The 25493-nt window shown below is 53.4% G+C and carries 25 protein-coding genes; 23 read left to right on the top strand and 2 right to left on the bottom strand.

Going from position 1 to position 25493, the window contains the following annotated elements; all coding sequences use genetic code 11:
• Window positions 1–7 precede the first annotated feature (7 nt).
• A complete protein-coding gene (locus tag KNP68_RS01545; protein WP_214798484.1) occupies window positions 8–1192 on the top strand; it encodes a DUF1015 domain-containing protein in 1185 nt (394 codons plus the stop codon).
• 65 nt (window positions 1193–1257) lie between these two features.
• The gene (gene hemW, locus KNP68_RS01540) at window positions 1258–2427 is read left to right on the top strand and encodes a radical SAM family heme chaperone HemW (RefSeq protein ID WP_131471284.1); all 1170 of its coding nucleotides are present in this window, start codon (window positions 1258–1260) and stop codon (window positions 2425–2427) included.
• Window positions 2428–2465: 38 nt separating this feature from the next.
• On the opposite strand, the gene KNP68_RS01535 is transcribed toward hemW, so the two are convergent.
• Window positions 2466–3071: a DUF1054 domain-containing protein gene (locus tag KNP68_RS01535; protein WP_131471283.1), complete on the bottom strand. Its 606-nt coding sequence runs from the start codon at window positions 3069–3071 to the stop codon at window positions 2466–2468.
• Between the two features lie 191 nt (window positions 3072–3262).
• Between KNP68_RS01535 and hrcA the strand changes: the two genes are divergently transcribed.
• The 6 genes from hrcA (at window position 3263) to KNP68_RS01505 (ending at window position 9654) form a co-directional block, all read left to right on the top strand.
• Window positions 3263–4285: a heat-inducible transcriptional repressor HrcA gene (gene hrcA, locus KNP68_RS01530; RefSeq protein WP_029595209.1), complete on the top strand. Its 1023-nt coding sequence runs from the start codon at window positions 3263–3265 to the stop codon at window positions 4283–4285.
• Between the two features lie 17 nt (window positions 4286–4302).
• A complete protein-coding gene (gene grpE / locus KNP68_RS01525) occupies window positions 4303–4875 on the top strand; it encodes a nucleotide exchange factor GrpE (RefSeq protein ID WP_029595210.1) in 573 nt (190 codons plus the stop codon).
• A gap of 29 nt (window positions 4876–4904) precedes the next feature.
• A complete protein-coding gene (gene dnaK, locus KNP68_RS01520) occupies window positions 4905–6728 on the top strand; it encodes a molecular chaperone DnaK (protein ID WP_029595211.1) in 1824 nt (607 codons plus the stop codon).
• Window positions 6729–6837: 109 nt separating this feature from the next.
• A complete protein-coding gene (gene dnaJ / locus KNP68_RS01515) occupies window positions 6838–7947 on the top strand; it encodes a molecular chaperone DnaJ (RefSeq protein ID WP_214798481.1) in 1110 nt (369 codons plus the stop codon).
• 18 nt (window positions 7948–7965) lie between these two features.
• On the top strand, window positions 7966–8904 hold the full coding sequence (prmA, locus tag KNP68_RS01510; RefSeq protein ID WP_029595213.1) for a 50S ribosomal protein L11 methyltransferase: 939 nt from the start codon (window positions 7966–7968) through the stop codon (window positions 8902–8904).
• A 3-nt stretch (window positions 8905–8907) separates the two neighbouring features.
• Entirely contained in the window at window positions 8908–9654 is a 747-nt protein-coding gene (locus tag KNP68_RS01505; protein WP_131471281.1) for a 16S rRNA (uracil(1498)-N(3))-methyltransferase, read from the top strand.
• Window positions 9655–9741: 87 nt separating this feature from the next.
• On the opposite strand, the gene KNP68_RS01500 is transcribed toward KNP68_RS01505, so the two are convergent.
• Entirely contained in the window at window positions 9742–13401 is a 3660-nt protein-coding gene (locus tag KNP68_RS01500; protein WP_214756528.1) for a S8 family serine peptidase, read from the bottom strand.
• Window positions 13402–13740: 339 nt separating this feature from the next.
• Between KNP68_RS01500 and KNP68_RS01495 the strand changes: the two genes are divergently transcribed.
• From KNP68_RS01495 to KNP68_RS01425, 15 genes are all read left to right on the top strand, one after another.
• On the top strand, window positions 13741–14385 hold the full coding sequence (locus KNP68_RS01495) for a class I SAM-dependent methyltransferase (RefSeq protein WP_131471279.1): 645 nt from the start codon (window positions 13741–13743) through the stop codon (window positions 14383–14385).
• Window positions 14382–14849 carry an S-ribosylhomocysteine lyase gene (locus tag KNP68_RS01490; protein WP_021065678.1) on the top strand — a complete coding sequence of 156 codons (468 nt, stop codon included), beginning with the start codon at window positions 14382–14384 and terminating at the stop codon, window positions 14847–14849. The genes KNP68_RS01495 and KNP68_RS01490 overlap by 4 nt, the downstream gene beginning before the upstream one ends.
• The gene (locus KNP68_RS01485) at window positions 14850–15788 is read left to right on the top strand and encodes a PLP-dependent cysteine synthase family protein (protein WP_021065679.1); all 939 of its coding nucleotides are present in this window, start codon (window positions 14850–14852) and stop codon (window positions 15786–15788) included.
• The gene (locus KNP68_RS01480) at window positions 15754–16911 is read left to right on the top strand and encodes a bifunctional cystathionine gamma-lyase/homocysteine desulfhydrase (RefSeq protein ID WP_214798478.1); all 1158 of its coding nucleotides are present in this window, start codon (window positions 15754–15756) and stop codon (window positions 16909–16911) included. The genes KNP68_RS01485 and KNP68_RS01480 overlap by 35 nt, the downstream gene beginning before the upstream one ends.
• Before the next feature lie 132 nt (window positions 16912–17043).
• Window positions 17044–17922 (top strand): EamA family transporter RarD, encoded by an 879-nt coding sequence (gene rarD, locus KNP68_RS01475; RefSeq protein WP_021065681.1) that lies wholly within the window; start codon window positions 17044–17046, stop codon window positions 17920–17922.
• A gap of 91 nt (window positions 17923–18013) precedes the next feature.
• Window positions 18014–18679, top strand: a complete 666-nt coding sequence (gene deoC, locus KNP68_RS01470; RefSeq protein ID WP_021065682.1) for a deoxyribose-phosphate aldolase — start codon at window positions 18014–18016, stop codon at window positions 18677–18679.
• A gap of 77 nt (window positions 18680–18756) precedes the next feature.
• Window positions 18757–18951 (top strand): 30S ribosomal protein S21, encoded by a 195-nt coding sequence (gene rpsU / locus KNP68_RS01465; RefSeq protein WP_029334745.1) that lies wholly within the window; start codon window positions 18757–18759, stop codon window positions 18949–18951.
• A gap of 33 nt (window positions 18952–18984) precedes the next feature.
• Window positions 18985–19434 (top strand): GatB/YqeY domain-containing protein, encoded by a 450-nt coding sequence (locus KNP68_RS01460; protein WP_021065683.1) that lies wholly within the window; start codon window positions 18985–18987, stop codon window positions 19432–19434.
• 136 nt (window positions 19435–19570) lie between these two features.
• Window positions 19571–20083, top strand: a complete 513-nt coding sequence (locus KNP68_RS01455; RefSeq protein WP_021065684.1) for an NfeD family protein — start codon at window positions 19571–19573, stop codon at window positions 20081–20083.
• Window positions 20080–21060, top strand: a complete 981-nt coding sequence (gene floA / locus KNP68_RS01450) for a flotillin-like protein FloA (protein WP_021065685.1) — start codon at window positions 20080–20082, stop codon at window positions 21058–21060. The genes KNP68_RS01455 and floA overlap by 4 nt, the downstream gene beginning before the upstream one ends.
• A 5-nt stretch (window positions 21061–21065) precedes the next feature.
• A complete protein-coding gene (locus KNP68_RS01445; RefSeq protein WP_214756526.1) occupies window positions 21066–21500 on the top strand; it encodes a hypothetical protein in 435 nt (144 codons plus the stop codon).
• A 134-nt stretch (window positions 21501–21634) separates the two neighbouring features.
• Window positions 21635–22591, top strand: coding sequence for a PhoH family protein (locus KNP68_RS01440; protein ID WP_029595222.1), 957 nt, complete (start codon window positions 21635–21637; stop codon window positions 22589–22591).
• A gap of 18 nt (window positions 22592–22609) precedes the next feature.
• Entirely contained in the window at window positions 22610–24691 is a 2082-nt protein-coding gene (locus tag KNP68_RS01435; RefSeq protein WP_021065688.1) for an HD family phosphohydrolase, read from the top strand.
• The gene (ybeY, locus tag KNP68_RS01430) at window positions 24669–25145 is read left to right on the top strand and encodes an rRNA maturation RNase YbeY (protein ID WP_029595223.1); all 477 of its coding nucleotides are present in this window, start codon (window positions 24669–24671) and stop codon (window positions 25143–25145) included. The genes KNP68_RS01435 and ybeY overlap by 23 nt, the downstream gene beginning before the upstream one ends.
• Window positions 25142–25492 carry a diacylglycerol kinase family protein gene (locus KNP68_RS01425; RefSeq protein ID WP_029595224.1) on the top strand — a complete coding sequence of 117 codons (351 nt, stop codon included), beginning with the start codon at window positions 25142–25144 and terminating at the stop codon, window positions 25490–25492. Before ybeY ends, KNP68_RS01425 begins: the two co-directional genes overlap by 4 nt.
• Window position 25493: the final 1 nt, after the last annotated feature.

Below are 25493 nucleotides of genomic sequence, written 5' to 3'. Positions count from 1 at the left end.
AATAATTATGGTCGTATTCAAACCGTTTGCCCCATACATGCCAACCCATCCCGAGAACGTCGCAGCCGACCCGTACGATATCGTCAGCGTCGAACAAGCACGTGAAGACGTCAAACTGCGTCCCGACTCGTTCCTTGCGGTCGATAAACCAGAAGTGTTCACGGCGGACATGCCGCTCGAGGCGTGGGGACAACGAGCCCGTCATGAGCTCGAACGGCTTTACGAGAGCGAGTTGACCGAACGGACCCACGGATTTTATGTTTACCGGCTCACCGATCAAGGGCGTGTCCAGACAGGGCTCGTCGCCACATTCTCGGTGACCGATTATGAGGCCGGTCGCATCAAGATTCATGAGCACACCCGTGCCGCGAAAGAACGCGAACGCGTCGAGCACGTATCGGCGACGAAAGCGCACACTGGCCCGATTTTGATGAGCCACGCGCCGGACGAAGGGTTGCGTCGCATCTTGGACGATGCGACGACAGGAGAGGCGTTGTTCGCCTTCACGGACAGTGAAGGTGTCATCCATGAAGGCTATGCCGTGCCATCCAAGCATCAAGCACGCATCATCATGCTCGGGGCCAGCATTCCGGCCATCTATATCGCCGATGGGCATCACCGGGCCAAAGCCGCAGCCGTCGTCGCACGGAGCCCGATTCATGAAGGGGAATCGAAACAAGAGCGGGACCACTTCCTCGGCGTCTTGTTCCCGAGCGATGAGCTGACGATTTTGCCATATCACCGGATTTTGAATCAAGTGGACACAGAAGAAGTGATGGTGCTGCTCGAAAGTCTGGATTTATCGTATGACCTCGAGTCGGTCCCTGCCTTGTATGTCCCGAACGAGCGGGGCACGTTCGGTTTGTCTTACCGGGGCGAGCATTTCATGCTCAAAAAATTGCAGACGACGACGTCGCTCGACGTCGCGACGCTGCAACGGGATGTGCTCGAACCGTATTTTCACGTCACGGACGTTCGCACCGATCACCGAATCGATTTCATCGGCGGCAAGGACGCACCGAAACGTCTCGCCGACTTGGCTAAACGTGATGACGTCGTCGTATTGACGTGTCATGCCACGGCGATGGAAGAGCTGATGCGCGTCGCCGACGAGAACGGTCAAATGCCGCCAAAATCGACGTGGTTCGAACCGAAACTGAAGAGCGGTCTGTTCATTCATCGGTTCGATTGAACGTGCAGAGTGGCGTCCCGGCGTGAAAAGCGTTATAAATGGAAGAGAAGAAAGGGGTGGCCGCCATGGCTAAAGCCGTATATCTTCACATTCCATTTTGTGAACATATTTGTTATTACTGTGATTTCAACAAGGTGTTCTTAAAGAACCAACCGGTTGATGACTATTTAGATGCACTTGAACGGGAAATCATCCTCTCGCTCGAACAATATCCGACCGATACGATCGAGACGATCTTTATCGGCGGTGGGACACCGACGGCGCTCAATGAGGCGCAGATGAAACGACTCATGGATATGGTCGCGCGTCATCTGCTCCCGCTCGCGTCTCCGAATTTGGAGTATTCGGTCGAGGCGAACCCGAACTTCGTCAGTGCGGAGAAACTCGACACGATGAAGCAAGGAGGGGTCAACCGCGTCAGTTTCGGCGTCCAAACGTTCGACGACGGCGGACTCGAGCGCATCGGACGGACGCATCGGGCCGATGACGTGTTTGCGACCGTGACGGAAGCTGCGAAGCGATTCGATAACATCTCGATTGACTTGATGTTCGGTTTGCCGGAACAGACGCTCGAGCAGATTGAGCGCGACCTCGACTTGGCGTTCGAGCTCCCGATTCAACACGTGTCTTCCTATTCGTTGATTCTCGAGCCGCACACCGTGTTCGCGATTCAAGAGCGAAAAGGGAAGCTGCGCCTTCCGGGCGAGGACATTGAAGTCGCGATGTATTTGAAAGTGATGGAGACGCTCGAACGGCGTGGATTGAAACAATATGAGATTTCAAACTATAGCCTCGAAGGGCGGGAGAGCCGTCATAACCAAGTGTACTGGCGCAATGAAGAGTATTACGGCTTCGGCGCCGGCGCGCATAGTTATTTGAACGGGGAACGTCGGGCGAACATCGCCCCGATTCCGCACTATATCAAAGCGGAAGGGTTACCGGTCCGCAATACGACGACGCTCGAGATATTCGAGAAGATGGAAGAAGAACTGTTCCTCGGACTCCGGATGCGCCAAGGCGTGTCGTTTGCGACGTTCGAGTCGAAGTACGGTGTATCGATGCGTTCGGTGTTCGGGCACGTCTTGACGGAGCTCGAGGCGAAGCGGTTGATTGAGACGACGGACACACACGTCCGCTTGACCGAGTCGGGACTCCCGCTCGCCAATGAGGCGTTCGCGGCCTTCATCGGTGAAGCGCGTGTGAATGACGCTCACGATCAACCTTCATTATCATAAAAATAGGGCGGACCCGACTTGGGTCCGCCCTTGATTGTTTATAAGACTAGGTCTCGATAAATCGGCATGAGCCGGCTGAACGTATCCTCGACGAGCGCCAGGAAGGCGGCTTCGTTTTGAAGGATCGACGCATCGGCCGGAAGTTGGCGGCCGATTAAGAAGTCAGCTTTCTTCACGGTCGCGAAGCGTTCCGTCATCGTCTCAATCGATTCGGTTGACATATCCTCGATTAAAAACGCGTCTTTCTTCATATGGTCCCCGGCGATATGGAAGTCAGGGAAATCCGATTTGAAGTCGAGTGCCATAAGCCGGCGGCCGATTGCTTCCTTGTTCGGCATCTCATAGATGAAGGCGAGCCAGACGAAGACGCGGTCGTCGAATAAGCCGACCTGGAAATGGGGATGTTTCTTATAGCCGCGTTTGTCATGGCAGATCGCCATCCACGTGTCCTTCGGCGGATTGACCGTCCGGCGGGCATGCTTGGCGACATGTAAATAGAGCGGGATGCCGACGTCGGCTTCGAGCTGAGGCCCGACCTCGTCATAAATCCGGTGGAACAGCGGTTGAATCTCTGAGCGGATCCCGGCCATCCGGGCGTCGAGTCCGTCTTGCGTGAATACGTCGAATTGTTGTGTTGTAAACATCTAATCACCTCATTTCGTATCATACCGAATGTTGACGAAACATGCATATCCGAACGCTTGAACGGACTGGAAAAAATGAGCCAAATGAATTGACAAATAAGGAGAACATGATAATATTTGAAGTGTGATTAGCACTCAGTAAATATGAGTGCTAATAAAGCGAGGCCAATCCTTCAGAGAGGAGTGATGTTGTGCTGACAGAGAGACAATTGCTCATTTTACGAGCGATCATCGATGATTATATTCAGACGGCTCAACCGGTCGGGTCGCGGACGTTATCGAAGCGGGATGACTTATCATTCAGTTCGGCGACGATCCGTAACGACATGGCCGATTTAGAAGACATGGGTTTGATTGAAAAGCCGCATACGTCGGCCGGACGAATCCCGTCCGAAATCGGCTATCGGTATTATGTCGACCATCTCGTCGAGACGAAAATCATCGACGAGCGCGAGACGTATCGTCTCGGTGAACGACTGCGCGCTTCGGCCCAAGAGTCGGAAGTGCTCATCCGTCAAGCCGCTGACCTGCTCTCTGATTTGACCAACTATACGACGGTGGCACTCGGTCCGAACAGCCAGATGAATCGCCTGGCCCGAATCGACTTGATGCCGCTCGACGAACGGCGCGGCGTCGTCTTGATCGTGACCGATCAAGGCCACGTCGAACATCGGACGGTCGTATTCGACTCTCCGATGGCGCCTGACTTGGTCGAACAGACGATTCGTTTCTTGAACGATCGTCTCAAAGGGACTCCACTCGGTCAGCTAAAGTTCCGAATCGGGGAAGAAGTGGCCAAACTTCGACTCGCGCACCAGGAACAATTTGAGTTCATGATGCAACTCATTCAATCGACCGTCGAAGTCCAACATCCTGCTTCGCTATATCTAGGGGGGAAGAAGAACATCTTCAACCAACCTGAGTTTCAGACGCTCGACACGTTGCGTCCGTTCCTCGAATGGATCGATGAACAGGAACGGTTGACCGACTGGCTCGAATCGTTGCCAAACCGCGAGATTTATGTGAGCATTGGTAGCGAGAATGGCATCGTCGCGCTTCAAAATTGTAGCGTCATCACGTCCGACTATACGCTCGACGGGAAGACGTTCGGGACAATCGCCATGATTGGACCGACCCGGATGGACTATCGACACGGTGTCCAAATGATGGGACAAATCATTGAGGCGTTAAGGCGAACGAAATTAGAAGAGTGATGGAAAGGAGCCTCATTATGACAACTGACAAACAAAACGGGCCTGAACCAGAAGAAGTGCTCGAAGAAAAAGATTTTGATCCGAAACAGACAGAGGCTGTCGAAGCAGAAGAGGTTTCAAATGTTGAGTTTGTGGAAGAAACTTCTGAAGGGACGGATTTACAAAAAGAAATCGATGCACTCAAAGCGAGCGAGCTCCGCATCCGTGCGGACTTTGATAACTTCCGTCGTCGGACGAACGAAGAGAACGCGAAACGCGTGAAGTTCGCGTCACAGACGGTCGTCGAGAAGTTGATTCCGCTCATCGATAACTTCGAGCGCGCGCTCCAAGTCGAGGCGACTTCGGACGACGCCAAGCAGATTCAAGCGGGCGTCGACATGATTCACCGCCAGTTACTCGACGTCTTGAACGGTGAGAACGTCGAAGTGATTGAAGCGGTTGGCCAACCGTTCGACCCGAACTATCATCAAGCGGTCATGCAAGAGCCGAGCGATGAGTTCGAATCGGGCATCGTGACGATGGAGCTTCAAAAAGGGTACACGATGCACGGACGCGTCATTCGTCCGAGCATGGTAAAAGTCTCAGAATAACATTACTTAATTAGATGGAGGAATAGACAATGGGTAAAATTATCGGAATTGACTTAGGTACAACGAACTCATGTGTGGCAGTTATGGAAGGTGGAGAAGCAGTCGTCATCTCGAACGCAGAAGGGAACCGTACGACACCATCTGTCGTCGCATTCAAAGGCGAAGAGCGTCAAGTCGGAGAAGTAGCGAAACGTCAAGCGATCACGAACCCGAACACGATTCAATCGATTAAGCGTCACATGGGAACGTCGCATACGGTCGAAGTTGACGGCAAGAAATTCACGCCGCAAGAAATCTCGGCAATCATTTTGCAGAAATTGAAAAAAGATGCAGAAGACTACCTCGGTGAAACGGTGACGGAAGCAGTCATCACTGTTCCTGCCTACTTCAACGATGCGGAGCGTCAAGCGACGAAAGATGCAGGGAAAATCGCTGGTCTCGACGTCAAACGAATCATCAACGAGCCGACGGCAGCTGCACTCGCTTACGGTCTCGATAAAGGTGAAGACCACACGATCTTGATTTATGACCTCGGTGGCGGTACGTTCGACGTCTCGATTCTCGAACTTGGCGACGGCGTCTTCGAAGTTGTCGCAACAGCAGGGGACAACCGTCTCGGTGGTGACGACTTTGACCAAAAAGTCATCGACTATCTCGTGGCAGAATTCAAAAAAGAGAACGGCATCGACCTCGCTCAAGACAAGATGGCGCTTCAACGTTTGAAAGATGCAGCCGAGAAAGCGAAGAAAGACCTTTCTGGTGTGACGAGCGCGCACATCAGCCTTCCGTTCATCACGGCCGGAGCAGCTGGTCCGCTTCACCTTGAAACGACACTCACACGTGCGAAATTCGAAGAGTTGACAGCCGACCTCGTCGAGCGCACGATGGAGCCGACACGCCGCGCGTTGAAAGACTCAGGTCTTACACCGTCTGACCTCGACAAGATCATCCTCGTCGGTGGTTCGACACGTATCCCAGCGGTTCAAAAAGCGATTCACGACTTCACGAAGAAAGAGCCGTTCAAAGGCGTGAACCCGGATGAAGTCGTCGCCCTCGGTGCCGCAATCCAAGGTGGCGTCCTTGCCGGTGACGTCAAAGACGTCGTCCTTCTCGACGTGACTCCGCTCTCGCTCGGTATCGAGACGATGGGTGGCGTGATGACGAAGTTGATCGATCGCAACACGACGATCCCGACTTCGAAATCACAAGTCTTCTCGACGGCGGCTGACAGCCAGCCAGCGGTAGACATCCACGTCCTCCAAGGGGAACGTCCGATGGCACCAGACAACAAGACACTCGGTCGCTTCCAGTTGACGGACATTCCGCCGGCACCACGTGGCGTGCCACAAATCGAAGTCAAATTCGACATCGATGCGAACGGAATCGTTCACGTATCGGCGAAAGACCTCGGTACGAACAAAGAACAGTCCATCACGATTCAATCGTCTTCAGGGATCGACGAGGCTGAAATCGAGCGTATGGTAAAAGAAGCGGAAGCGAACGCGGAAGCTGACAAACAACGTAAAGAAGAAGCTGAACTCCGCAACGAGACAGACCAACTCGTCTTCGCAACGGACAAGGCGATCAAAGACCTCGGCGACAAAGTCGACGCTACGGACAAAGAGCGCGCTGAAGCTGCGAAAGAAAAAGCGAAAACGGCACTCGAAGGCACAGACCTCGAAGCCCTCCGTACGGCGAAAGACGAATTGTCGAACGTCGTGCAAGAGTTGACGCAAAAAGTATATGCGAACATGGCTGAACAGCAAGGTGCTGAAGGTGCAGAGACGCAGACGGAAGCGAAAGACGACAACGTCGTTGACGCTGAGTTTGAAGATCTCGACGATCGCAAATAAGGCAACCGATAGAGAGGAGAGCGCCAAAGCAGGTTTCTGCTTTGGCTCTTTCCATGTTAAGGTAGATTCGGTAGAATTTTAGTTTAGACAGTGTAGAGGAGAGAGTAACGTGGCGAAACGAGATTATTATGAAGTGCTTGGCCTAGATAAATCGGCCTCGGCACAAGACATCAAACGTGCTTATCGCAAGCTGGCACGCCAGTATCACCCTGACATCAACCAAGAGCCGGATGCGGCCGACAAGTTCAAAGAGCTCGGTGAAGCATACGAAGTATTGTCAGACGAACAGAAACGGGCCCAATACGACCGTTTCGGTTTTGAAGGGGCCAGCCAATTCGGCGGCGGTGGCGACTTCCAAGGCGGCTTCGGTGACATCTTCGACATGTTCTTCGGTGGCGGTGGGGGACGTCGTCAAGACCCGAACGCTCCACGACGCGGGGAAGACTATCAATACGTCGTCGACCTCGATTTCATGGAGAGTGTGACCGGCAAGGCGGAAATCATCGATCTTGAGATTGAAGTCGAATGCGACACGTGCATGGGCAGCGGCGCCAAACCGGGAACAAAACCGGATACGTGCAGCCGTTGTGGCGGCAGCGGTGTCGAGACGGTCGAACAGAACACGATTCTCGGCCGGATGGTCAATCAACGGACGTGTAGCCAATGTCACGGAAGCGGGAAGACGATTAAAGAAAAATGTGAGACGTGTCACGGCTCTGGCCATGTGAAGAAACAGAAGCAAGTCGAAGTCAAGATTCCAGCTGGAATCGACAACGGCCAACAAATCCGTCTATCAGGCAAAGGCGGTCCTGGCTTTAACGGCGGCCCAGCCGGCGACCTGTATATTGTCGTTCGCGTCCGGGCGCATGAAATCTTTGAACGGGTCGACCAACATATCACGATGGAGATGCCGGTCACGTTCGCCCAGGCCGCACTCGGCGCGGAACTCGAAGTTCCGACCGTCCACGGCAAAGTGAGTTTGAAAGTTCCAGCCGGCACGCAGACCGGTTCGCGATTCCGGTTGCGCGGCAAAGGGATGCCGAGCGTCCGCGGCGGCGGCAATGGCGACCAGTACGTCAATATCGTCATCATGACGCCGACGAATATGACCGACCGTCAAAAAGAATTGCTCCGTGAATTCGAAGAGATTAGCGGAGAAGCAGGCGTCGAAGAACAACACGGCCTGTTCCAAAAGATGAAGAAGTTTTTTAGCCAGTAAAAGGAGCGTGTTCAAACAATGAAATGGTCTGAAATTTGTGTCCACACGACACAGCAGGCAGTCGAAGCCGTATCGAATTTACTACATGAAGTGGGGGCACAAGGGGTCGTCATCGAGGACGTCGAAGATTACGACCAGATGATGGCCGAAGACCATTTCGGCGAGATTTGGGACGTGTCGGGCCGTGAATCGTATCCGACGTCCGGTGTTTATGTGAAAGCATACGTACCGGCCTCAGGTGATTTTCAAGACACGCTCGCTGCGTTCAAAAAAGAAGTGGATGGCTTGCGTCATGTGCTCGATATCGGCACCGGTGACGTGACGGTCGTCGAGATGGACGAAGAGGACTGGGCCCATTCGTGGAAGCAGTACTACAAGCCCGTCAAAATCTCACAACATTTGACGATCGTTCCGCTTTGGGAAGATTATGAGCCACAACCGGAAGAGAACGTCATCTTACTCGATCCGGGTATGGCGTTCGGGACGGGGACGCATCCGACGACGATGCTCTGCATTCAGGCGATCGAGAACTATATCCGACCGGGTGACCGATTGATTGATGTCGGCACGGGTTCAGGTGTCCTCGCCATCGCTGCTGCGAAGCTTGGGGCCGAACGAGTCGAGGCACTCGATTTGGATGCGGTCGCCGTCGAATCGGCGCGTCAAAACGTCGAGACGAACGGTGTCGGCAACGTCATCGACGTGAAGACGGGTGACTTGTTGAAAGGGATGACGGGGGAGTATGACCTCGTCGTCGCCAATATTTTGGCCGACGTCATCATGCTGTTCATCGATGATGCATATGCGCGCGTCAAACCGGGCGGCTACTTCATCACGTCGGGTATTATAGGACAGAAGCGGGCCGAGGTGACAGAGGCGCTCAAGGCGTCCGGATTCGCGATTGAAGAGACACGGGTCATGGAAGACTGGGTCGCCATCATCGCGAAGAAAGGATGAGCCATGCAACGATACTTTTTACCGCGTGAGTCATTTGTTAATGACACGGCCACCTTACCGGCCGACGTCGTCCATCATATCGGGACAGTGCTCCGGGAGACGCCCGGTTATCGCATGGTGCTTTTAGACGGTACCGGCCTCGAATATGAGGCTGAGGTCGTGACGCTCGAGAAGAAGACGGGCACGGCCCGGGTGCTCGAACGCCGTCAAGCGACGACCGAACTTCCCGTCGACGTGACGCTCGCCTATGCGCTTCCGAAAGGCGATAAAGTCGAACTCGTCGCCCAAAAAGGGACTGAGCTCGGCATGCATCACTTCTGGGTGTTCGAATCGAAGCGCTCGGTCGCCAAATGGGACGCCAAAAAGGCACCGAAAAAAGTCGAACGGCTCCAGAAAATCATGCAGGAAGCGGCCGAACAGTCGTACCGCGCCGTCGTTCCGATGTGCCAACACATCACACCACGGGAACTGACGGACCGCATCGATTCGTTCGATGCCGTCGTCATCGCCTATGAAGAACAAGCGAAGCAAGGGGAGCAAGCAGCGTTTGCGACGGTGTTGAAAGCACTTCGACCTGGGGCGAAGCTCCTGCTCATCGTCGGGCCGGAAGGCGGCTTTGACGAAAGTGAAGTGAATGAGTGGACGGAACGCGGGGCACAGGCCTGTGCTTTCGGACCACGCATCTTGCGTTCGGAGACGGCGCCGCTCTATGCGCTCGCCGCTGTCTCTTATGCGCTCGAATTGAATTAACACATCAAACGGCTCTCGCGGATGCGGGAGCCGTTTTTGTACCTAGAAAAAACAGGCTCGCGATTTGGGCGCGAGCCTGTCGAATTATTATTTGACGAGTGTGATCGTCTTCGTCGTCACGTTGCCGGCGAGGTCGGTCGCCTCGAACGTGAACGTGTTCTCACCTGACGTCACAGGAAGCGTGACCGTCTGTGTTTTCGCGAATGAACGCATCTCATACGGTTCTTTCAGCGCTTGGCTGAATTTCAAGTCGCCGTTGACGAGAAGTTTCACTTCGTCGAAGTTGTCTTTCACCGTTACAGAGACGTTGACCGTCGATTGTTTTTTACCGATTTTTTTCGGTAGTTTTCCAAGTTCGATGCTGGCTGGTGTCGTATCCACAAAAATCGCACGTTGGAAGTTGGTCACGTTTCCAGCCGCATCCTCGGCGACGAACCGTAACTTATGGACACCGTCCGCGAACGTCCGCGTCGTGTCGAAGATGTGTTCTTTCTTCGCATCGTCCCATGTGAGCGGAACGTCAACACCGTCGACTTGGAACGACTGGATCGCAGATGCGTCTTGAATCGTTCCAGCGACCGGGACAACCGATGTCGCGTATGGCGTCAAAGCGAGCGGGGCGTTCACGAACACTCCAGGCTTATCCGCGTCTGTCGAGTAAGCGACCGTCTTCGTTGTGCTGTTGCCAGCGTGATCGACGACGCGAACGCTGACTTGATCGGCGTCACTGACGCCTGTGAACGTATAGGCCTTGCCATCAGCTTGCTTGGCGACGGATTTTCCGTTCAAGAAATATTCGACCGAATGGATGCCTGAGAACTCATCTTTCGCTTGGACCGCCAAGCTCTCCCCTTGCCATTTCGTCGTGAACGTCGGGTCCGTGTAATCGACTTTGACTGGGAAGCGAAGCGTCTGGGCTTGTTTTTTCATGTAATCGATGCTTCCTTCGATTTCATAGAAGTATTTGCCGGCCGGGGCTGGTTTGCCATTCAACTGACCATCCCATGTGTAAGCGGCCGAGTAGTAATAAGGTGTGTTGGCACCGCCGTCAAAGTAGTTCTTGCGAAGTTCTTCGTCTTGGAACAACGTCCGGACGACATTGCCGGCCTCGTCGACGATGCGATACTTGACGTCCTTGGCGTTACGGAGCAACGAGAACACCGGTACAGCGACATCTTTTGAGCCATCTTTGTCTGGTGAGAAGGCGATTGCGTCGGCAGAGACCGATTCGTCAAGGTTCGAACCGAGATAGTTCCCTGTTTGATCGACCATACCTGATACTTCGTAGAACGAGCCGTCTTCATAGATGGAGGCATCGAAGATTGGCGCCTTGCCCCAGTCTCCTTCGAAACCGACGAACGGTACGACGAGTGACGGGTTGCCCTCAGGACCGTTGACGTCCGTCAAGCGGACGAATCCATCAACGAAGTAACCGTTCTCGAAGACGTCTTTCGCCGGTACGAGGCCGTCGAGCGTTTTCGGATTGAGCACTTTCGCTTTCGAGACGTCAAGTGCGACTTTGAGTTCTACTTTCGCGTTCGGTTTTACTTTGACCGTACTGACTTTCTTCCCGTTGACGGTCACTTTTGCATTCTCGAGCGCTTGGGCTTCCATCGCGTTCTGAACGAGTCCAGACGTCTGCTCGATAGCGAGATCGGTCTGGAGTGACGAAGACACGTTATACGACACAGCCTTGTCCGACAAGTTCTCGACGACAAGCGTGAACGTCGCCTTGCTGCGGTTCAATTCCTTGAGCGCGACTTTCGCTTCTTTCGTCTTCTTCTCGTACGCGATTGCCGGTGTCGAGACGGCAGCATGCAATTGCATGAGACCAGCTCCACCACGACGCGGCGTGTAAGGGAGGTTTTGTTGTAACTGTTTGTTGAGCGGTCCGATATCCGTGACAGCTTTCGATGTGTTGATGAGCAAGTTCTTCGCCATCGTGACGCGTGCTGTTCCTGTCAAATTGAAGTCGCGGTCGACGCGTTCGAGGACGAGGGCAGCTCCGCCGGCCACGTGTGGGGCAGCCATCGATGTACCACTCATCAAGCCGTACTGGTTATCGTTCAACGTCGAGAAGATCTGTCCGCCCGGTGCTGAAATTTCTGGCTTGAAGTCGAGGTTTGGCGTCATGCCCCACGACGTGAAGTTCGAGAGCTGACCGGCCGCGCCGTTCGTGACACTGAGGCGATCGCCGGCAAAGCCGATTGTCATCTGTTCACCAGCGAGGAGACGTTGTTGCAACGTGTTCCCGTCTTTGATGCTAAGCGAGGCCATCGGGATTTTCGGGTTGGCCAATGCCATGCTCACATAATCGCCGTGACCGACAGCTCCACGGACAATGACGCCAGCTGCGCCGTTCGCTTCGGCTGTCTGTTGAATGTTTGAATAGAAGTAACTGCCGTCGCGAACCGCGAGGACGATTTTTCCTTTAACGTCTTTTCCGACGTATTGGCTCGGTTGGCCGTCGCCGACGTAAACGAGGTCGTAATTGCCTTGCGTGAAGGCAGGACCGTCTTGTTTTTTCCAACCGATTTTGTCAGTGGCGTCACCCGACTTGACTGAGAACGCGTCCAATTGAATTTGATCGTTCTCGAGCGAAGCGACGGATGTCGACGCCGAGCTGACACTCGGGGCACCGACGACGCCCGTGTCCGGATTATCGGCGTACGGAAGGTCGTAACCGTTGCCGAAGTAAGCCGAGTTTCCAGCCGAAATCGACATGAAGACACCGTTATCGACGGCACGTTGGACGGCTTGTTGTTCCGGTGAGTCGGCATCGACGAATCCGGCCGTTGAGCCGAGACTCATGTTGATGACGTCCGCACCGAGTTTGATGGCGTCATCGATGGCTTTAATGTAGATATCGCCGTATGTCGAAGCATAGTTCGGGTCGTTACTGAATACTTTGAGCCCGAGCACTTGTGCCTCAGGAGCGACACCTTTCAAGCCACCGGCCGCTTCATCCCCGTTGGCGGCGACAGTACCCGAGACGTGCATCCCGTGCATCGAGGCGCCAGGTGAATCGTCACGGATATCATCGTTCTCATCATAATAGTTATAAGCGTATGGGACTTTCTCGTTTATGTAAGCTCCAGGCATGCCGAACGTGCTGACGGCCGTCTCGACTTCTGTTTGAGACAACTCGGCTTTTGAATCATCCGTAAGACGGAAGTCACGGTGGTCGGCGTCAACGCCTGTATCGATGACAGCGACGATCGTCCCTTCGCCCGTGAACCCGTAATCGCCCCACGTCTGCTGTGATTGGACCATGCCATTACTCGTGACCATGTCCGGTTTGACTTCTGGACGTTCGTACTCGTTGACGACGTGGACGCTTGCGACTTCAGGCAACGCCTCGACCTTTTTGACGTCGGTCGCTGTGAGCATCGTACTGAAACCGTTGAAGACGGTCGTGAACTCTTCGAGCGTCACGGCCTTGACGCCTTTTTTCGAGATGGCAGCTTTCGCTTTCTTTTGTTCGGCTTTGACGAGCTTTTGAGCGCCGTCTTTCTCCGTTTTCGTCAACTCGTTAAACTTTTTACCCTTTTTCTTTGCTTGTTCGATTGCTGGGGCACCGACAAGTTCGACGACGACGCGCAATTTCTCATGTTTGTCGGTCGAGCTCACGCTTTGTTTGACAGATGGCTTGGCTAGGACAGGTTCTGCGCCGAGGCCGAGTAGGCCGGGCGTCAACGCGAGGCAAGTCGCGAGGGAGACGTTCAAATAAAATTTCGGTTGTGGCAATTTAGTATCCTCCAATCGTTTTTTGAAAAAATAAATCCATTTGTGGAAAAGGATAGCGGATTTCAAACCAAAATTCTTCCTATTTTTTAAACGATAGGGTAATGAATTTGAACAAATTAAAAGATTCTGACAATTACTTTGGACCTATCCACGTTAAAATGTGGATAGGTCTTTTCTCATTTCCTGACTCTTTCATCGGATTAACAATAAATAATTCATCTCTCTCAAACAATATGGGCAATTCGCTTGAGATTTTAATCTAAAGTTGATACAGTCTGTAGTAGATAAATCATATAAAACTTATCGATATAGTCGGAATAAAGATGATGGGGTGACAACATGGGATTACAATTCATGGACATTTTTAAGGAATGGGCGTCAGAATATGACGCGACCGTGACCGGACATGACGAACAGTATCGTGAAGTGTTCGCCGGGTACGAGACGATGCTCAACGAGGTCGTCGACCAATTAGAAGGCCGGGTCATGGAATTCGGAAGCGGGACAGGGAACTTGAGTGCAAAAATCTTGGAGCGCCACGAATTGATTTCGGTCGAACCGTCTCCGGAAATGCGGGCCGTCGCGGCCGAGAAGTTACAGCTCGATATCGTCGACGGTGACTTTCTCAACTATCCGACGGATCAACAGGTCGATACAATCGTGTCATCCTATGCGTTCCATCATTTGACGGATGATGAGAAACGGACGGCGATTCGAAGTTACGTCGAACACCTCGACGCCCCGCGCTTCGTCTTGCTCGATACGATGTTCGCCTCGCAAACAGCGAAACGGGACATCTTGGACTGGGCCGAAGCGAACGGCTATACCGATTTACTCGAGGATTTGAATCGAGAGTTTTATCCATATACCCAGACGATTCAAGCGATGCTCGAAGCAAACGGCTATACGGTTACGCTCACGCAAAAAAATAAATTCGTCTGGCTCGTCGTGGCCACGAAACAATCAGGAGGAACTCAATCATGAAAAGTTATAAAGTCGAAAGCTTTAATTTAGACCATACAAAAGTACAAGCGCCTTACGTCCGTTTAGCTGGAGTGAAGAAAGGGACGGCCGATACGATTTATAAATATGACATTCGCTTCATTCAACCGAACGAAGGGCTTATGCCGATGCGCGCCGTCCATTCGCTCGAGCACTTGATTGCCGAGAACAGCCGCAGCCACTCGAATCAAATCATCGACGTCTCGCCGATGGGTTGCCAGACAGGCTTCTATTGGACGATGTTGAACGATGGGGATTACGAAGCGATGCTCGACCTCGTCGAAGCGACACTCCGCGATGCAGCAAATGCGACAGAACTTCCAGCGCAAAACCCGATTCAATGCGGCAGCGCGAACCATCACGATTTCGAGGGCGCGAAGAAGCTCGCGGCCGACATGCTTGCTAAGCGTGACGAGTGGCACATCATCTTCAAGGACGAAGCGTAAATGATTGTCCAAAGCGTCTATGAATTGATCGGGGAGACGCCTCTTCTCGAATTGCGGACGTTACCGGTTCCTCCGGGTGTCAAAGTGTACGGCAAGCTCGAGATGATGAACCCGGGCGGTAGTGTCAAGGATCGGCTCGGTCTGCAATTGATTGAACGGGCGCTTGAACGTGGACAACTCGCACGCGGGGGAACGGTCGTCGAACCGACGGCCGGGAACACCGGGATCGGGCTCGCACTCGCCTGTCAACGTCACGGCATCAAGTTGATGACCGTCACTCCGGAGAAGTTCAGTCAAGAGAAGCAAGCGCTCATGGCGCTTCTCGGGGCGACCGTTGTCAACACGCCGACGGAGCTCGGGATGAAAGGGGCCATCGCGCGGGCGAAAGAGCTCGCCATCGAACATGACGCCTATGTGCCGGAACAGTTCTCGAATCCGGATAATCCGGACGCATACGTCGACACGCTCGCGCTCGAGCTTCAGGCCGACCTGCCGAACATCGATGTGTTCATCGCCGGGGCCGGCTCAGGGGGGACGTTTACAGGTGTCGCGAGCAAGTTGCGGCCGAACGGGACGAAGACGATCGTCGTCGAGCCGGAAGGGTCGATTTTGAACGGTGGAGCACCAGGGCCGCACAAGACAGAAGGCATCGGCGTCGAGGCGTGGCCGGCGTTCTTGCCGCGCGAGCTCGTCGACGGGATTTACACGATTACGGACGAAGAGGCGTTCTATTATGTCGCCCACCTCGCCAAACAAGAAGGTTTGCTCGTTGGAAGTTCATCCGGAGCGGCCATCGCGGCATGCGTACAAGAAGCGGCTCAGATGACAGAAGGCGTCATCGTGACGATTTTACCGGACAGCGTTGAACGTTATTTAAGTCAAGGAATAGTCAAGGAGGCAGAATATGCGTACAAAAACAGCACTCATTCACGGCGGTAAAACAACGGACCCGTTGACGGGAGCCGTCACACCACCGATTTATCAGACGAGCACGTATAAGCAAGACGGCATCGGCAATCTCCGCGAAGGGTATGAATATTCGCGGACGGCCAACCCGACACGGACGGCACTTGAGACGCTAATCGCCGATATCGAGGGCGGTGCCAGCGGGTTTGCGTTCGGTTCTGGGATGGCAGCCATCTCGACGATTTTAATGTTAATGAAATCAGGGGACCACGTCATCGTCGGTTCTGACGTATATGGGGGAACGTACCGTGTATTCAATCGAGTATTTCAATCACTTGGCTTGGAGGCAACTTTTGTCGATACGGCCGATACGCAAGCGGTCCGTGAAGCGCTCCAGCCGAACACGAAAATGATTTACGTCGAGACACCGACAAACCCGTTGTTGAACGTGACGGACATGCGCCTCATCCGCGCCATCGCCGACGAGGCGGACGTCCTGTTCGTCGTCGACAACACGTTCATGACACCGTACTTCCAAAACCCGATCGAATTGGGGGCGGACTACGTGCTTCATAGCGCCACAAAATATTTAGGCGGCCATAGCGACGTCGTCGCCGGTCTCGTCGTCGCCCGCACGGAAGAGCTTGGAGAGCGTTTGGCGTTCTTGCAAAACTCAGTCGGCGCGGTACTCGGACCACAAGACAGCTTCCTCGTTGTTCGCGGCATCAAGACGCTCGCGGTCCGCATGGAAGCGATTGAAGCGAACGCGCTCGCGCTCGTCGACTACTTGACGAAGCATGAATCCGTCAGCCGTGTCTTGCATCCGAGTGTCGGCAGTGAAGAAGCGAAGCGGGTCCACTTGTCGCAGGCACGTGGTTTCGGTGGAATGATCGCCTTCGATGTCGGTTCAGCCGAAGCGGCCGAACTCGTCGTCGCGAAGACGAAGTACTTCACACTCGCCGAAAGTCTCGGCGCGGTCGAGAGCTTGATTAGCGTCCCAGCTCGGATGACGCATGCATCAATTCCTGCGGAACGCCGTCTCGAACTCGGGATTACGGACGGACTCGTCCGCATCTCGGTCGGCCTCGAAGATGTACAAGATTTGATTGAAGATTTGGAGCAGGCGCTCGCGACCGTGGCGACGATTCCGAACTAAGTTGCATAGCGATACGAGGTGCGCTCGCGAGCGTGCCTCTTTTTGTCGTGTGCAAGGTGAAAGAATTCGCTTGAATGTCCTATTCGCATCGACTACACTGACGATAATTGATTACGAGAGCGGGTGAACAGAGTGAACAAAGGCGTCATGCCAACGGTCGGGGCCTACGTCATGTGGGGCGTCCTACCGATTTATTGGAAGTTTTTGCAGGAAATACCGAGCGGTCAAATCTTGGCCCATCGCATCGTCTGGTCGTTCCTCTTCATCTTACTCGTCTTGAAATGGACGAAACAGTGGACCGAGTTCAACTATGCGCTTCGGCACCGGGCGACAAGGAACGCCTTTATGTTGAACGGATTTATCGTCAGTGCCAACTGGTTCGTCTACATATGGGCGGTCAATCACGGCTATATCATCGAAGCGTCACTCGGCTATTACATCAATCCGCTCGTGAGCATGGTGTTAGGTGTGCTTGTTTTTCGGGAATCATTAAATCGGGTACAATGGCTGGCGGTGACCGTGGCGGCAATCGGCGTGCTCGTCTTGACGTTCGGCTATGGGTCGTTCCCGTGGATCGCGTTCATTTTGGCCAGTACGTTCGGGTTTTACGGGATGGTGAAGAAACGCCGTCCACTTGCCTCGACGGTTAGCCTCGGCATCGAGACGCTCGCGGTCGTTCCGGTCGCTATCATTTTCTTGGGTTGGCAAACGTCTCAGGGAGGATTGACGATGACGACCGAACCGGTCATTTGGGTTGCGTTGGTCGGGACAGGCGTGATGACGGCGCTACCCCTTCTTTTGTTCGGGTACGGGGCGCAACATATCCCGTTCACGCTCGTCGGGTTTCTTCAGTTCATCGCACCGACGCTCAGTCTCGCAATCGGGGTCATTCTCTATAATGAACCGTTCACGGGCTATCACGTTTTTGCGTTCACATGTATATGGATTGCCATTTTCTTCTTTAGTTGGAACAGTTGGATCCAGACGCGGAAACGCCGTCAACTCGTCTGAATTGAAAGCTGTTACATTTCAAGAAAACATGATAATATGTTAGATGTCAGACCTATATGTCAGACCGATACATCAGAGGAGGAATTTTACGATGGAATTAGCACGTTATATCGACCACACAGCCTTGAAGGCAGAAACAACGAAAGATCAAGTCACAAAACTTTGTGCCGAGGCGCTCGAATACAAATTCGCAAGCGTCTGTGTCAACCCGACATGGGTGAAGTACGCGGCGGAACAACTCAAATCAGATGACGACGTCAAAGTATGTACGGTCATCGGCTTCCCACTCGGAGCTAACACGCCAGAAGTGAAAGCGTTCGAAACTAAAGACGCGATTGCAAACGGCGCAGGCGAAATCGATATGGTCATCAACATCGGTGCCATGAAAGACGGCGATTTCGATCTCGTTGAGCGCGATATCCGCGCTGTCGTCGAAGCGGCAAACGGAACGCTCGTTAAAGTCATCTTTGAGACGTGCCTCCTTACGAAAGAAGAAATCAAAAAAGCGGCTGAGCTTTCAGTCAAAGCAGGCGCAGACTTCGTGAAAACGTCGACTGGCTTCTCGACAGGCGGTGCGACAGTAGAAGATATCCGCCTCATGCGTGAGACGGTCGGACCAGATCTCGGCGTTAAAGCTTCAGGCGGCGTACGTGATTTCGAAGGCGCACAAGCTATGATTGATGCCGGCGCGACGCGCATCGGCGCATCAGCTGGAATCGCCATCGTTACAGGCGGACGTTCAGACAGCGACTATTAATAACTAGTGGTTGACCGCACGACTTACTTTCACTATAATATGTTATGACGTGTGAAACACGTTTCCTTAGTCGTGTAATTCGGAGGGAGGGAAAACTAGTGGAAACTCGTGTCCGTAAAAACGAATCGCTTGAAGACGCTCTTCGTCGTTTCAAACGCGGTGTTTCGAAAGATGGCACTCTTGCCGAAGTTCGCAAACGTCGTCACTACGAAAAGCCAAGCGTAAAACGTAAATTGAAATCAGAAGCTGCGCGTAAGCGTAAGAAATTCTAATTTCAGTTTCATTTGTAGAGAGGGTGTTAGCTCATGAGTCTTCAAGAACGCTTGACGGACGACATGAAGCAAGCCATGCGCGCGAAACAAAAAGATCGTCTCACGACGATCCGGATGGTCAAAGCGTCGCTCCAAAATGAGGCCATCAAATTTGGTCGACAAGATCTAACTGAGGAAGAGGAACTCACGGTGCTCAACCGAGAGATGAAACAGCGCAGAGACTCCCTCCGAGAATTCGAAAGCGCTGGTCGTGAAGACCTTGCTTCTAAAGTAGCTGACGAGATTGTCGTACTAGAGGCCTATATGCCTGAACAACTTTCTGAAGATGAAGTCACGGCGATCGTGAAAGCAGCTATTGCTCAAACGAATGCTACAGGCCCGTCGGATATGGGTAAGGTGATGGGCGTCGTCATGCCTCAAGTTAAAGGCAAGGCAGACGGTGGTCTTGTGAACCGCATTGTCAAACAACAATTGACGAATTAATGAGAGAGACAGGGATTTTTGGGTCAAACCAAAAGTTTCTGTCTTTTTTTGCGTATTCCGAAACCAAAAGCGAACTTGTTTCGTATACACTAGAGATAAGAGGTAGCTTGTGAACTCGGAAGGGGGTTGCAATACGATGACATTTGGTCTCGGAGTGATTCTGACGGTGTTTTTTGTCGGGATCGTCCTTCTAGGAATTGAAGTGTTCGTTGCCGGTTTTGGATTGTTCGGCGTGCTAGGGATTGGGGCGGTCGTCGCCAGTTTGATTATGGCGGGTGCCACAATCGGACAACTGTGGTTGTCGCTTGGTTTAGCCACGGCCATCGTCGCTGGACTCGGATTTTGGGCATATCGTCGCCTACAGTCCAATCGATCGCTCATGTATAAAGGGTTGATTTTGACCGATTCGACGTCAACAGACAAAGGGTATTTGTCCCACGATGACCGCAAACGGTTGCTCGGGAAAGTCGGGGTCACGTTGACGCCGCTTCGCCCGGCGGGTACCGCTGAGATTGACGGAGAACGGATTGATGTCGTGACAGAAGGTAGCTATCTCGATTCGCAAACGAAAATTCAGGTGTATAAAGTCGATTCAGGACGCGTTGTCGTCCGCAACTTTATAGAGCCGAAGGAGGATGTAACAGAATGACACCAGAACTATTGACCACGTTACTCATCTCGGGTGGAGGATTGATTGCGCTCGCCGTATTCTTCACGTTCGTACCGGTCGGGCTGTGGATCAGCTCGTTCGCCGCTGGCGTCCACGTCTCGATCTTCACACTAATCGGGATGCGACTCCGTCGCGTCGTCCCATCGAAAATCGTCAACCCGCTCATCAAAGCGGTCAAAGCCGGCATCGGCTTGAACACGAACCAGCTCGAGAGTCACTTCTTGGCCGGGGGTAACGTCGACCGTGTCGTCAACGCCTTGATTGCGGCCCACCGTGCCGATATCGAATTATCGTTTGAACGTGCCGCAGCAATCGATCTTGCTGGCCGTAACGTGTTAGAGGCGGTTCAAATGTCCGTTAACCCGAAAGTCATCGAAACGCCGTTCATCGCTGGTGTGGCCATGGATGGGATTGAAGTGAAGGCGAAAGCCCGCATCACAGTCCGCGCCAACATCGATCGTCTTGTCGGGGGTGCCGGGGAAGAGACGATTATCGCCCGTGTCGGTGAAGGGGTCGTCTCGACGATCGGTTCACAACACAACCATAAGCACGTCTTGGAGAACCCTGATATGATTTCACGTACCGTATTGACGAAAGGTCTCGATTCAGGGACCGCATTTGAAATCCTATCAATCGATATCGCCGACATCGATATCGGTAAAAACATCGGGGCGGTCCTCCAGACCGACCAAGCCGAAGCTGATAAGAAAATCGCGCAAGCGAAAGCGGAAGAACGCCGCGCGATGGCAATCGCCCGTGAGCAAGAGATGAAATCATCGGTCGAAGAGATGCGCGCCAAAGTCGTCGCGGCCGAGGCGGAAGTTCCGCTCGCGATGGCCGACGCACTTCGAAATGGCAAACTCGGGGTCATGGATTACGTCAACTACTTGAACGTCCAAGCCGATACAGAAATGCGTAAAGCAATCGGTCATCCTGTCGAATCTGATAGAGAGTAACGGACATGGATGGACTCTGGGTACTACTCTTAGCCGCTTTCGGGATTGCCTCGGCGGTCATGAAGCGGATGGAGAAACCATCATCTACTGGAGAACGACCACCGAGTACGGATTTGAAACGTTATCTCGATACGGTCGGTGACATGATGAAAGAAGTCGAGGCGACGTTCGATGAGCCGCGCAACAAGCAAGACAAACCGGCTCCTCAGAAACTACGTCGCCGTGTCGCCGCACCGGCCGAAACGACAGACCGACATGCACCGCGTCGACGTGAAGAACTACCGCACGTGAGTACCCAGTTCGAACAGACGGTCAAAATTCCACCGATTACCGAGTCGACCGAGTCGCGGCCACAACCGCGCATCTCGATGAAGCAAGTTCGGCAAGCGGTCGTGTGGAGTGAAATTTTGCAACCGCCGGTGTCGAAACGCCGTCGTTAAACCTGAGGCAGTGACTCCGTGTCACTGCTTCTTTTTGTTGGAGGAATGGACGGTCTTTCTTTCACGAACGGCTTGATAGTGCTAAAGTAAAGAAGGAACAATCTACTGATGGGGAGGAGAAACAACCATTGATTATGACTGATAAAATTCCGTTCGTCATGGAACATGCGAACGAAGCGCAGGCGCTCCTCGGACCGAAGGACGAGGTATTTCAAGCCATCGAAGCAGAACTCGCGGTCGCACTCACTCCTCGTGGAGAAGAATTAATCATTCAGGCCGATACGGCCGATACGCTCGAATTGACGAAGGCCGTTATCAAGACGTTGCAACAACTCGTTAAAAAAGGGGCTCGCTTGAACGAAAGCGATGCCATCAGTGTGATTCAACACATCAAGGTCGGCAAGGGCGACGAGTTGCTCGAGCATTATGAGCGAGTCGTCTTCACGACGAACAAAGGGAAACCGATTCGGGCGAAGACGGTCGGACAGAGCCGATATGTCCGGGCCATCGAAAAACGTGACCTCGTGTTCGGAATCGGACCGGCGGGGACCGGGAAGACATATTTGGCCGTCGTTTTGGCAGCGCGTGCGCTGAAAGAAGGCCAAGTCAAACGAATTATTTTGACGCGTCCGGCGGTCGAAGCGGGTGAAAACTTGGGCTTCTTGCCAGGCGACTTGAAAGAGAAGGTCGACCCGTACTTACGGCCGTTGTACGACGCCTTGTTTGACGTCTATGGCGTCGAACAGACGAACCGATTGCTCGAACGCGGCACGATCGAAGTCGCGCCGCTCGCTTACATGCGCGGCCGGACGCTTGAAGATGCGTTCGTCATTTTAGACGAGGCGCAGAATACGACGAAAGAACAGATGAAGATGTTTTTGACGCGACTCGGTTTCGGCTCGAAAATGGTCGTCACCGGTGATTTGACGCAAGTCGATTTGCCGAAAGGCAAAGCGTCAGGACTGCAAGAAGCGTTACATCTGCTTGAAGGAGTCGATGGGATTCATTTTGAACATTTCACGTCGTCCGACGTCGTTCGCCATCCGCTCGTCAAGAAAATCATTAACGCCTATAGTAACGAACTCACATAACCAAAAGGGGGGGCACTGATGCAGCAAGCACGTCATTGGACGGTCGCGACAATCTCCGTCCTCTTTTTTCTCATTTTAGGCGCGATTCTATACTTTACGGTGCGCCCATCCATCATTAGTGTCGAGCCGCTCGGGATTGCCGAACAGGACATTCGCTCGCCGGTCACGATTGAAGACCGGACGGCGACGGAGCGGTTACGACAAGATGCGATCAATAGCGTCGGCAGTCAGTTCTCGTTGCGGCGTGAGTTTGCCGATCAACAGATCGCCAAAGTCGAGCAACTGTTCGCAGCGTTCGAAGAGACGGAAGATGACACCGAGCTATCAGACATCAAAAATCGCTTGAATTCGACCGAGGTGAACGGATTCCTCGGTGATGATGAACTGAACCTTCTGCTCGAGGCGAGCGAGAACACCCGTCGTACGGTCGAAGACGTCACCGTGACGGCGCTCCAAGAAGTGATGGGTAACCGCATCGACACGAGCTCACAGTCCATCTCAGAAGCGAGAGATCGGGCTGAGACACTTGTCGACCAATCACCGCTCTCACTCGAGTTCCGGGCGATCGCTAACAGCCTGAGCGATCAATTGATCGTACCGAACTACGTGTTCGACTCTGAAGCGACACGTGAGAAAGAACAGCAGGCGGTCGATGCGGTCGAACCGGTCATCATTCAAGAAGGCCAGTTGCTCGTCAACCAAGGCGAGGTCGTGACGCGCGAAATCTACCGCAAACTCGAATTGACAGGGGCTATCGATCCAAATCGTTCGTTCGCACCGCTGTTTGGGGCTTACTTACTGAGCGGACTGTTGACGATCGGTTTTCTGTTCATGTTAATCCGTTCGAAAATTCAACAACTGTTACTCCGCCCTAAAATCTTGATTACTGTCTATGGATTATTATTGTTACAGCTCGGCATCTTCTTTGGTGTCGGTTATATCGGTATCGAGTTCACGACATATGCGTACGTGCTCGCACCGACGGCATTCGTCGTCCTGTTGCTGCGTATCCTCGTCGATGAACGGGTCGCGCTCGCCTCGGCGTTGATCACGATGATTGCCGGGTCGATTGTGGCGAGTTTCGGGCAAAACACGAGCTTCATGACCGTCGTCTATTTCGCGACCGGAAGTTTCTTGGCCGTCTTCCTCGTCGAACCGAAGATTCAGCGCAAACGACTATTCTTGTCCGGTGTGTTGCTCGGCATTATCAATATCATCATGGTACTCGCGCTCTTGTTCTTGCGCAACACGCAAGTGACGTGGGAGATGGTCGCCTACTTATCCGGTTTCGCCATCACGAGCGCGCTGTTGTCCATCGTGCTCACGTTCGGCTTCTTGCCGTTCCTTGAACCGTGGTTCGGCGTCCTATCGTCGGGTCGCCTCATCGAATTGATGAGTCCGACGCATCCGCTGTTACGCAAGTTGTTGATGGAGGCCCCGGGGACGTATCATCACAGCATGATGGTCGCCAACTTGGCCGAATCGGCTTGCGAGGCGATTGGTGCCGACGGACTGCTCGCCCGGGTCGCCAGTTATTATCATGACCTCGGTAAAACCGAGCGTCCGCTCCATTTCATCGAGAATCAGCAGAACGGCGTCAACCCGCACGACCGGCTCACACCGGAGGAATCAGCCGACATCATCATGGCCCATCCATATGACGGGGCCGATCTGTTGAGTCGTTATAAGTTGCCAAAAGAGATTATCGATATCGCCGAGCAACATCACGGCACATCGCTCTTGAAGTTCTTTTATGTGAAAGCGAAAGAGACGCGTGACGTCAATGAATCACGGTTCCGCTACCCGGGACCGAAGCCGCAGACACGCGAGGCGGCGGTCGTCATGATCGTCGATTCGATCGAGGCGGCGGTCCGGTCACAGAAGCAACCGACACCAGAACGGATTCGCCAGCTCGTCAGTGCGATTATTCGTGATAAGCTACAAGACGGGCAATTCGAAGACTGCGAGTTGACGACGAAAGAAGTATGGCGCGTCGGGGAAAGCGCGTGTGAGACGCTGACCGGCCTGTTCCATGAACGAATCGAGTATCCAGAACTGAAGAAAGAAGGAGACTTACATGCAAATCATTTCGAACGATGAGCACGGCTTATTGTCGGACGCTCAAATCGAGCTCGTTGAATCCATATTGGTCCATGCGGCGATGGAAGAAGACGTCGAAGAACCGAGTGAGCTATCGGTCACGTTCTTGACGAACGATGAGATTCAAGCCATCAACCGCGAATGGCGCGGGAAAGATACGGCGACCGACGTCATCAGTTTCGCCTTCGATGAGATGGGAGAAGACGAGATGGACTTCATGCTCGATGAAGACGAGCCCCGTCTCTTAGGAGACTTGCTGATATCGGTCGAACGTTGTCGCGAACAGGCGGCCGATTATGGCCACTCGTTCGAACGGGAACTCGGGTTCTTGGCGATTCACGGATTCCTCCACTTGCTCGGGTATGACCATATGACGCCCGAGGAAGAAGCGGAGATGACGGCGCGCCAAGAACAAGTGCTCGCTCACTTCGAGCTGAAACGAGGCGAAGTGTGAAACCGTTCTGGTTCGCCTTGCACGGCATCGTGCACGCAGTGCGGACCGAACGCAACATGCTGATTCATCTCGTATCGAGCCTGCTCGTCGTCGTGTTTGCCTGGTGGCTCCCGACGACGAAACTCGAGAACTTGATTCTGTTCGGCTGGGTCGTGCTCGTCATCGCGCTCGAGCTGATGAACACGGCGGTCGAACGCACGGTCGACCTCGTCACGAAAGACATCCACCCCCTCGCGAAGCAAGCGAAAGACGTCGCGGCCGGGTCGGTCCTCGTCGCAGCGATCGGGGCCGCCATCACGGCCCTATTCATTTTTGGCCCTTATATAATCGACAAATTCGTTATATGAT

The organism is Exiguobacterium sp. s50, from assembly GCF_018618175.1.
GTDB lineage: Bacteria > Bacillota > Bacilli > Exiguobacteriales > Exiguobacteriaceae > Exiguobacterium > Exiguobacterium chiriqhucha.
This window is presented reverse-complemented; position numbering and strand designations above follow the sequence as displayed.

Coding starts and splice junctions, on each gene's coding strand:
- KNP68_RS01545 (WP_214798484.1), top strand. CDS start 8: ATGGTCGTATTCAAACCGTTTGCCCCATACATGCCAACCCATCCCGAG.
- hemW (WP_131471284.1), top strand. CDS start 1,258: ATGGCTAAAGCCGTATATCTTCACATTCCATTTTGTGAACATATTTGT.
- KNP68_RS01535 (WP_131471283.1), bottom strand. CDS start 3,071: ATGTTTACAACACAACAATTCGACGTATTCACGCAAGACGGACTCGAC.
- grpE (WP_029595210.1), top strand. CDS start 4,303: ATGACAACTGACAAACAAAACGGGCCTGAACCAGAAGAAGTGCTCGAA.
- dnaK (WP_029595211.1), top strand. CDS start 4,905: ATGGGTAAAATTATCGGAATTGACTTAGGTACAACGAACTCATGTGTG.
- prmA (WP_029595213.1), top strand. CDS start 7,966: ATGAAATGGTCTGAAATTTGTGTCCACACGACACAGCAGGCAGTCGAA.
- KNP68_RS01505 (WP_131471281.1), top strand. CDS start 8,908: ATGCAACGATACTTTTTACCGCGTGAGTCATTTGTTAATGACACGGCC.
- KNP68_RS01495 (WP_131471279.1), top strand. CDS start 13,741: ATGGGATTACAATTCATGGACATTTTTAAGGAATGGGCGTCAGAATAT.
- KNP68_RS01490 (WP_021065678.1), top strand. CDS start 14,382: ATGAAAAGTTATAAAGTCGAAAGCTTTAATTTAGACCATACAAAAGTA.
- KNP68_RS01485 (WP_021065679.1), top strand. CDS start 14,850: ATGATTGTCCAAAGCGTCTATGAATTGATCGGGGAGACGCCTCTTCTC.
- KNP68_RS01480 (WP_214798478.1), top strand. CDS start 15,754: ATGCGTACAAAAACAGCACTCATTCACGGCGGTAAAACAACGGACCCG.
- deoC (WP_021065682.1), top strand. CDS start 18,014: ATGGAATTAGCACGTTATATCGACCACACAGCCTTGAAGGCAGAAACA.
- KNP68_RS01460 (WP_021065683.1), top strand. CDS start 18,985: ATGAGTCTTCAAGAACGCTTGACGGACGACATGAAGCAAGCCATGCGC.
- KNP68_RS01455 (WP_021065684.1), top strand. CDS start 19,571: ATGACATTTGGTCTCGGAGTGATTCTGACGGTGTTTTTTGTCGGGATC.
- floA (WP_021065685.1), top strand. CDS start 20,080: ATGACACCAGAACTATTGACCACGTTACTCATCTCGGGTGGAGGATTG.
- KNP68_RS01445 (WP_214756526.1), top strand. CDS start 21,066: ATGGATGGACTCTGGGTACTACTCTTAGCCGCTTTCGGGATTGCCTCG.
- KNP68_RS01440 (WP_029595222.1), top strand. CDS start 21,635: ATGACTGATAAAATTCCGTTCGTCATGGAACATGCGAACGAAGCGCAG.
- KNP68_RS01435 (WP_021065688.1), top strand. CDS start 22,610: ATGCAGCAAGCACGTCATTGGACGGTCGCGACAATCTCCGTCCTCTTT.
- ybeY (WP_029595223.1), top strand. CDS start 24,669: ATGCAAATCATTTCGAACGATGAGCACGGCTTATTGTCGGACGCTCAA.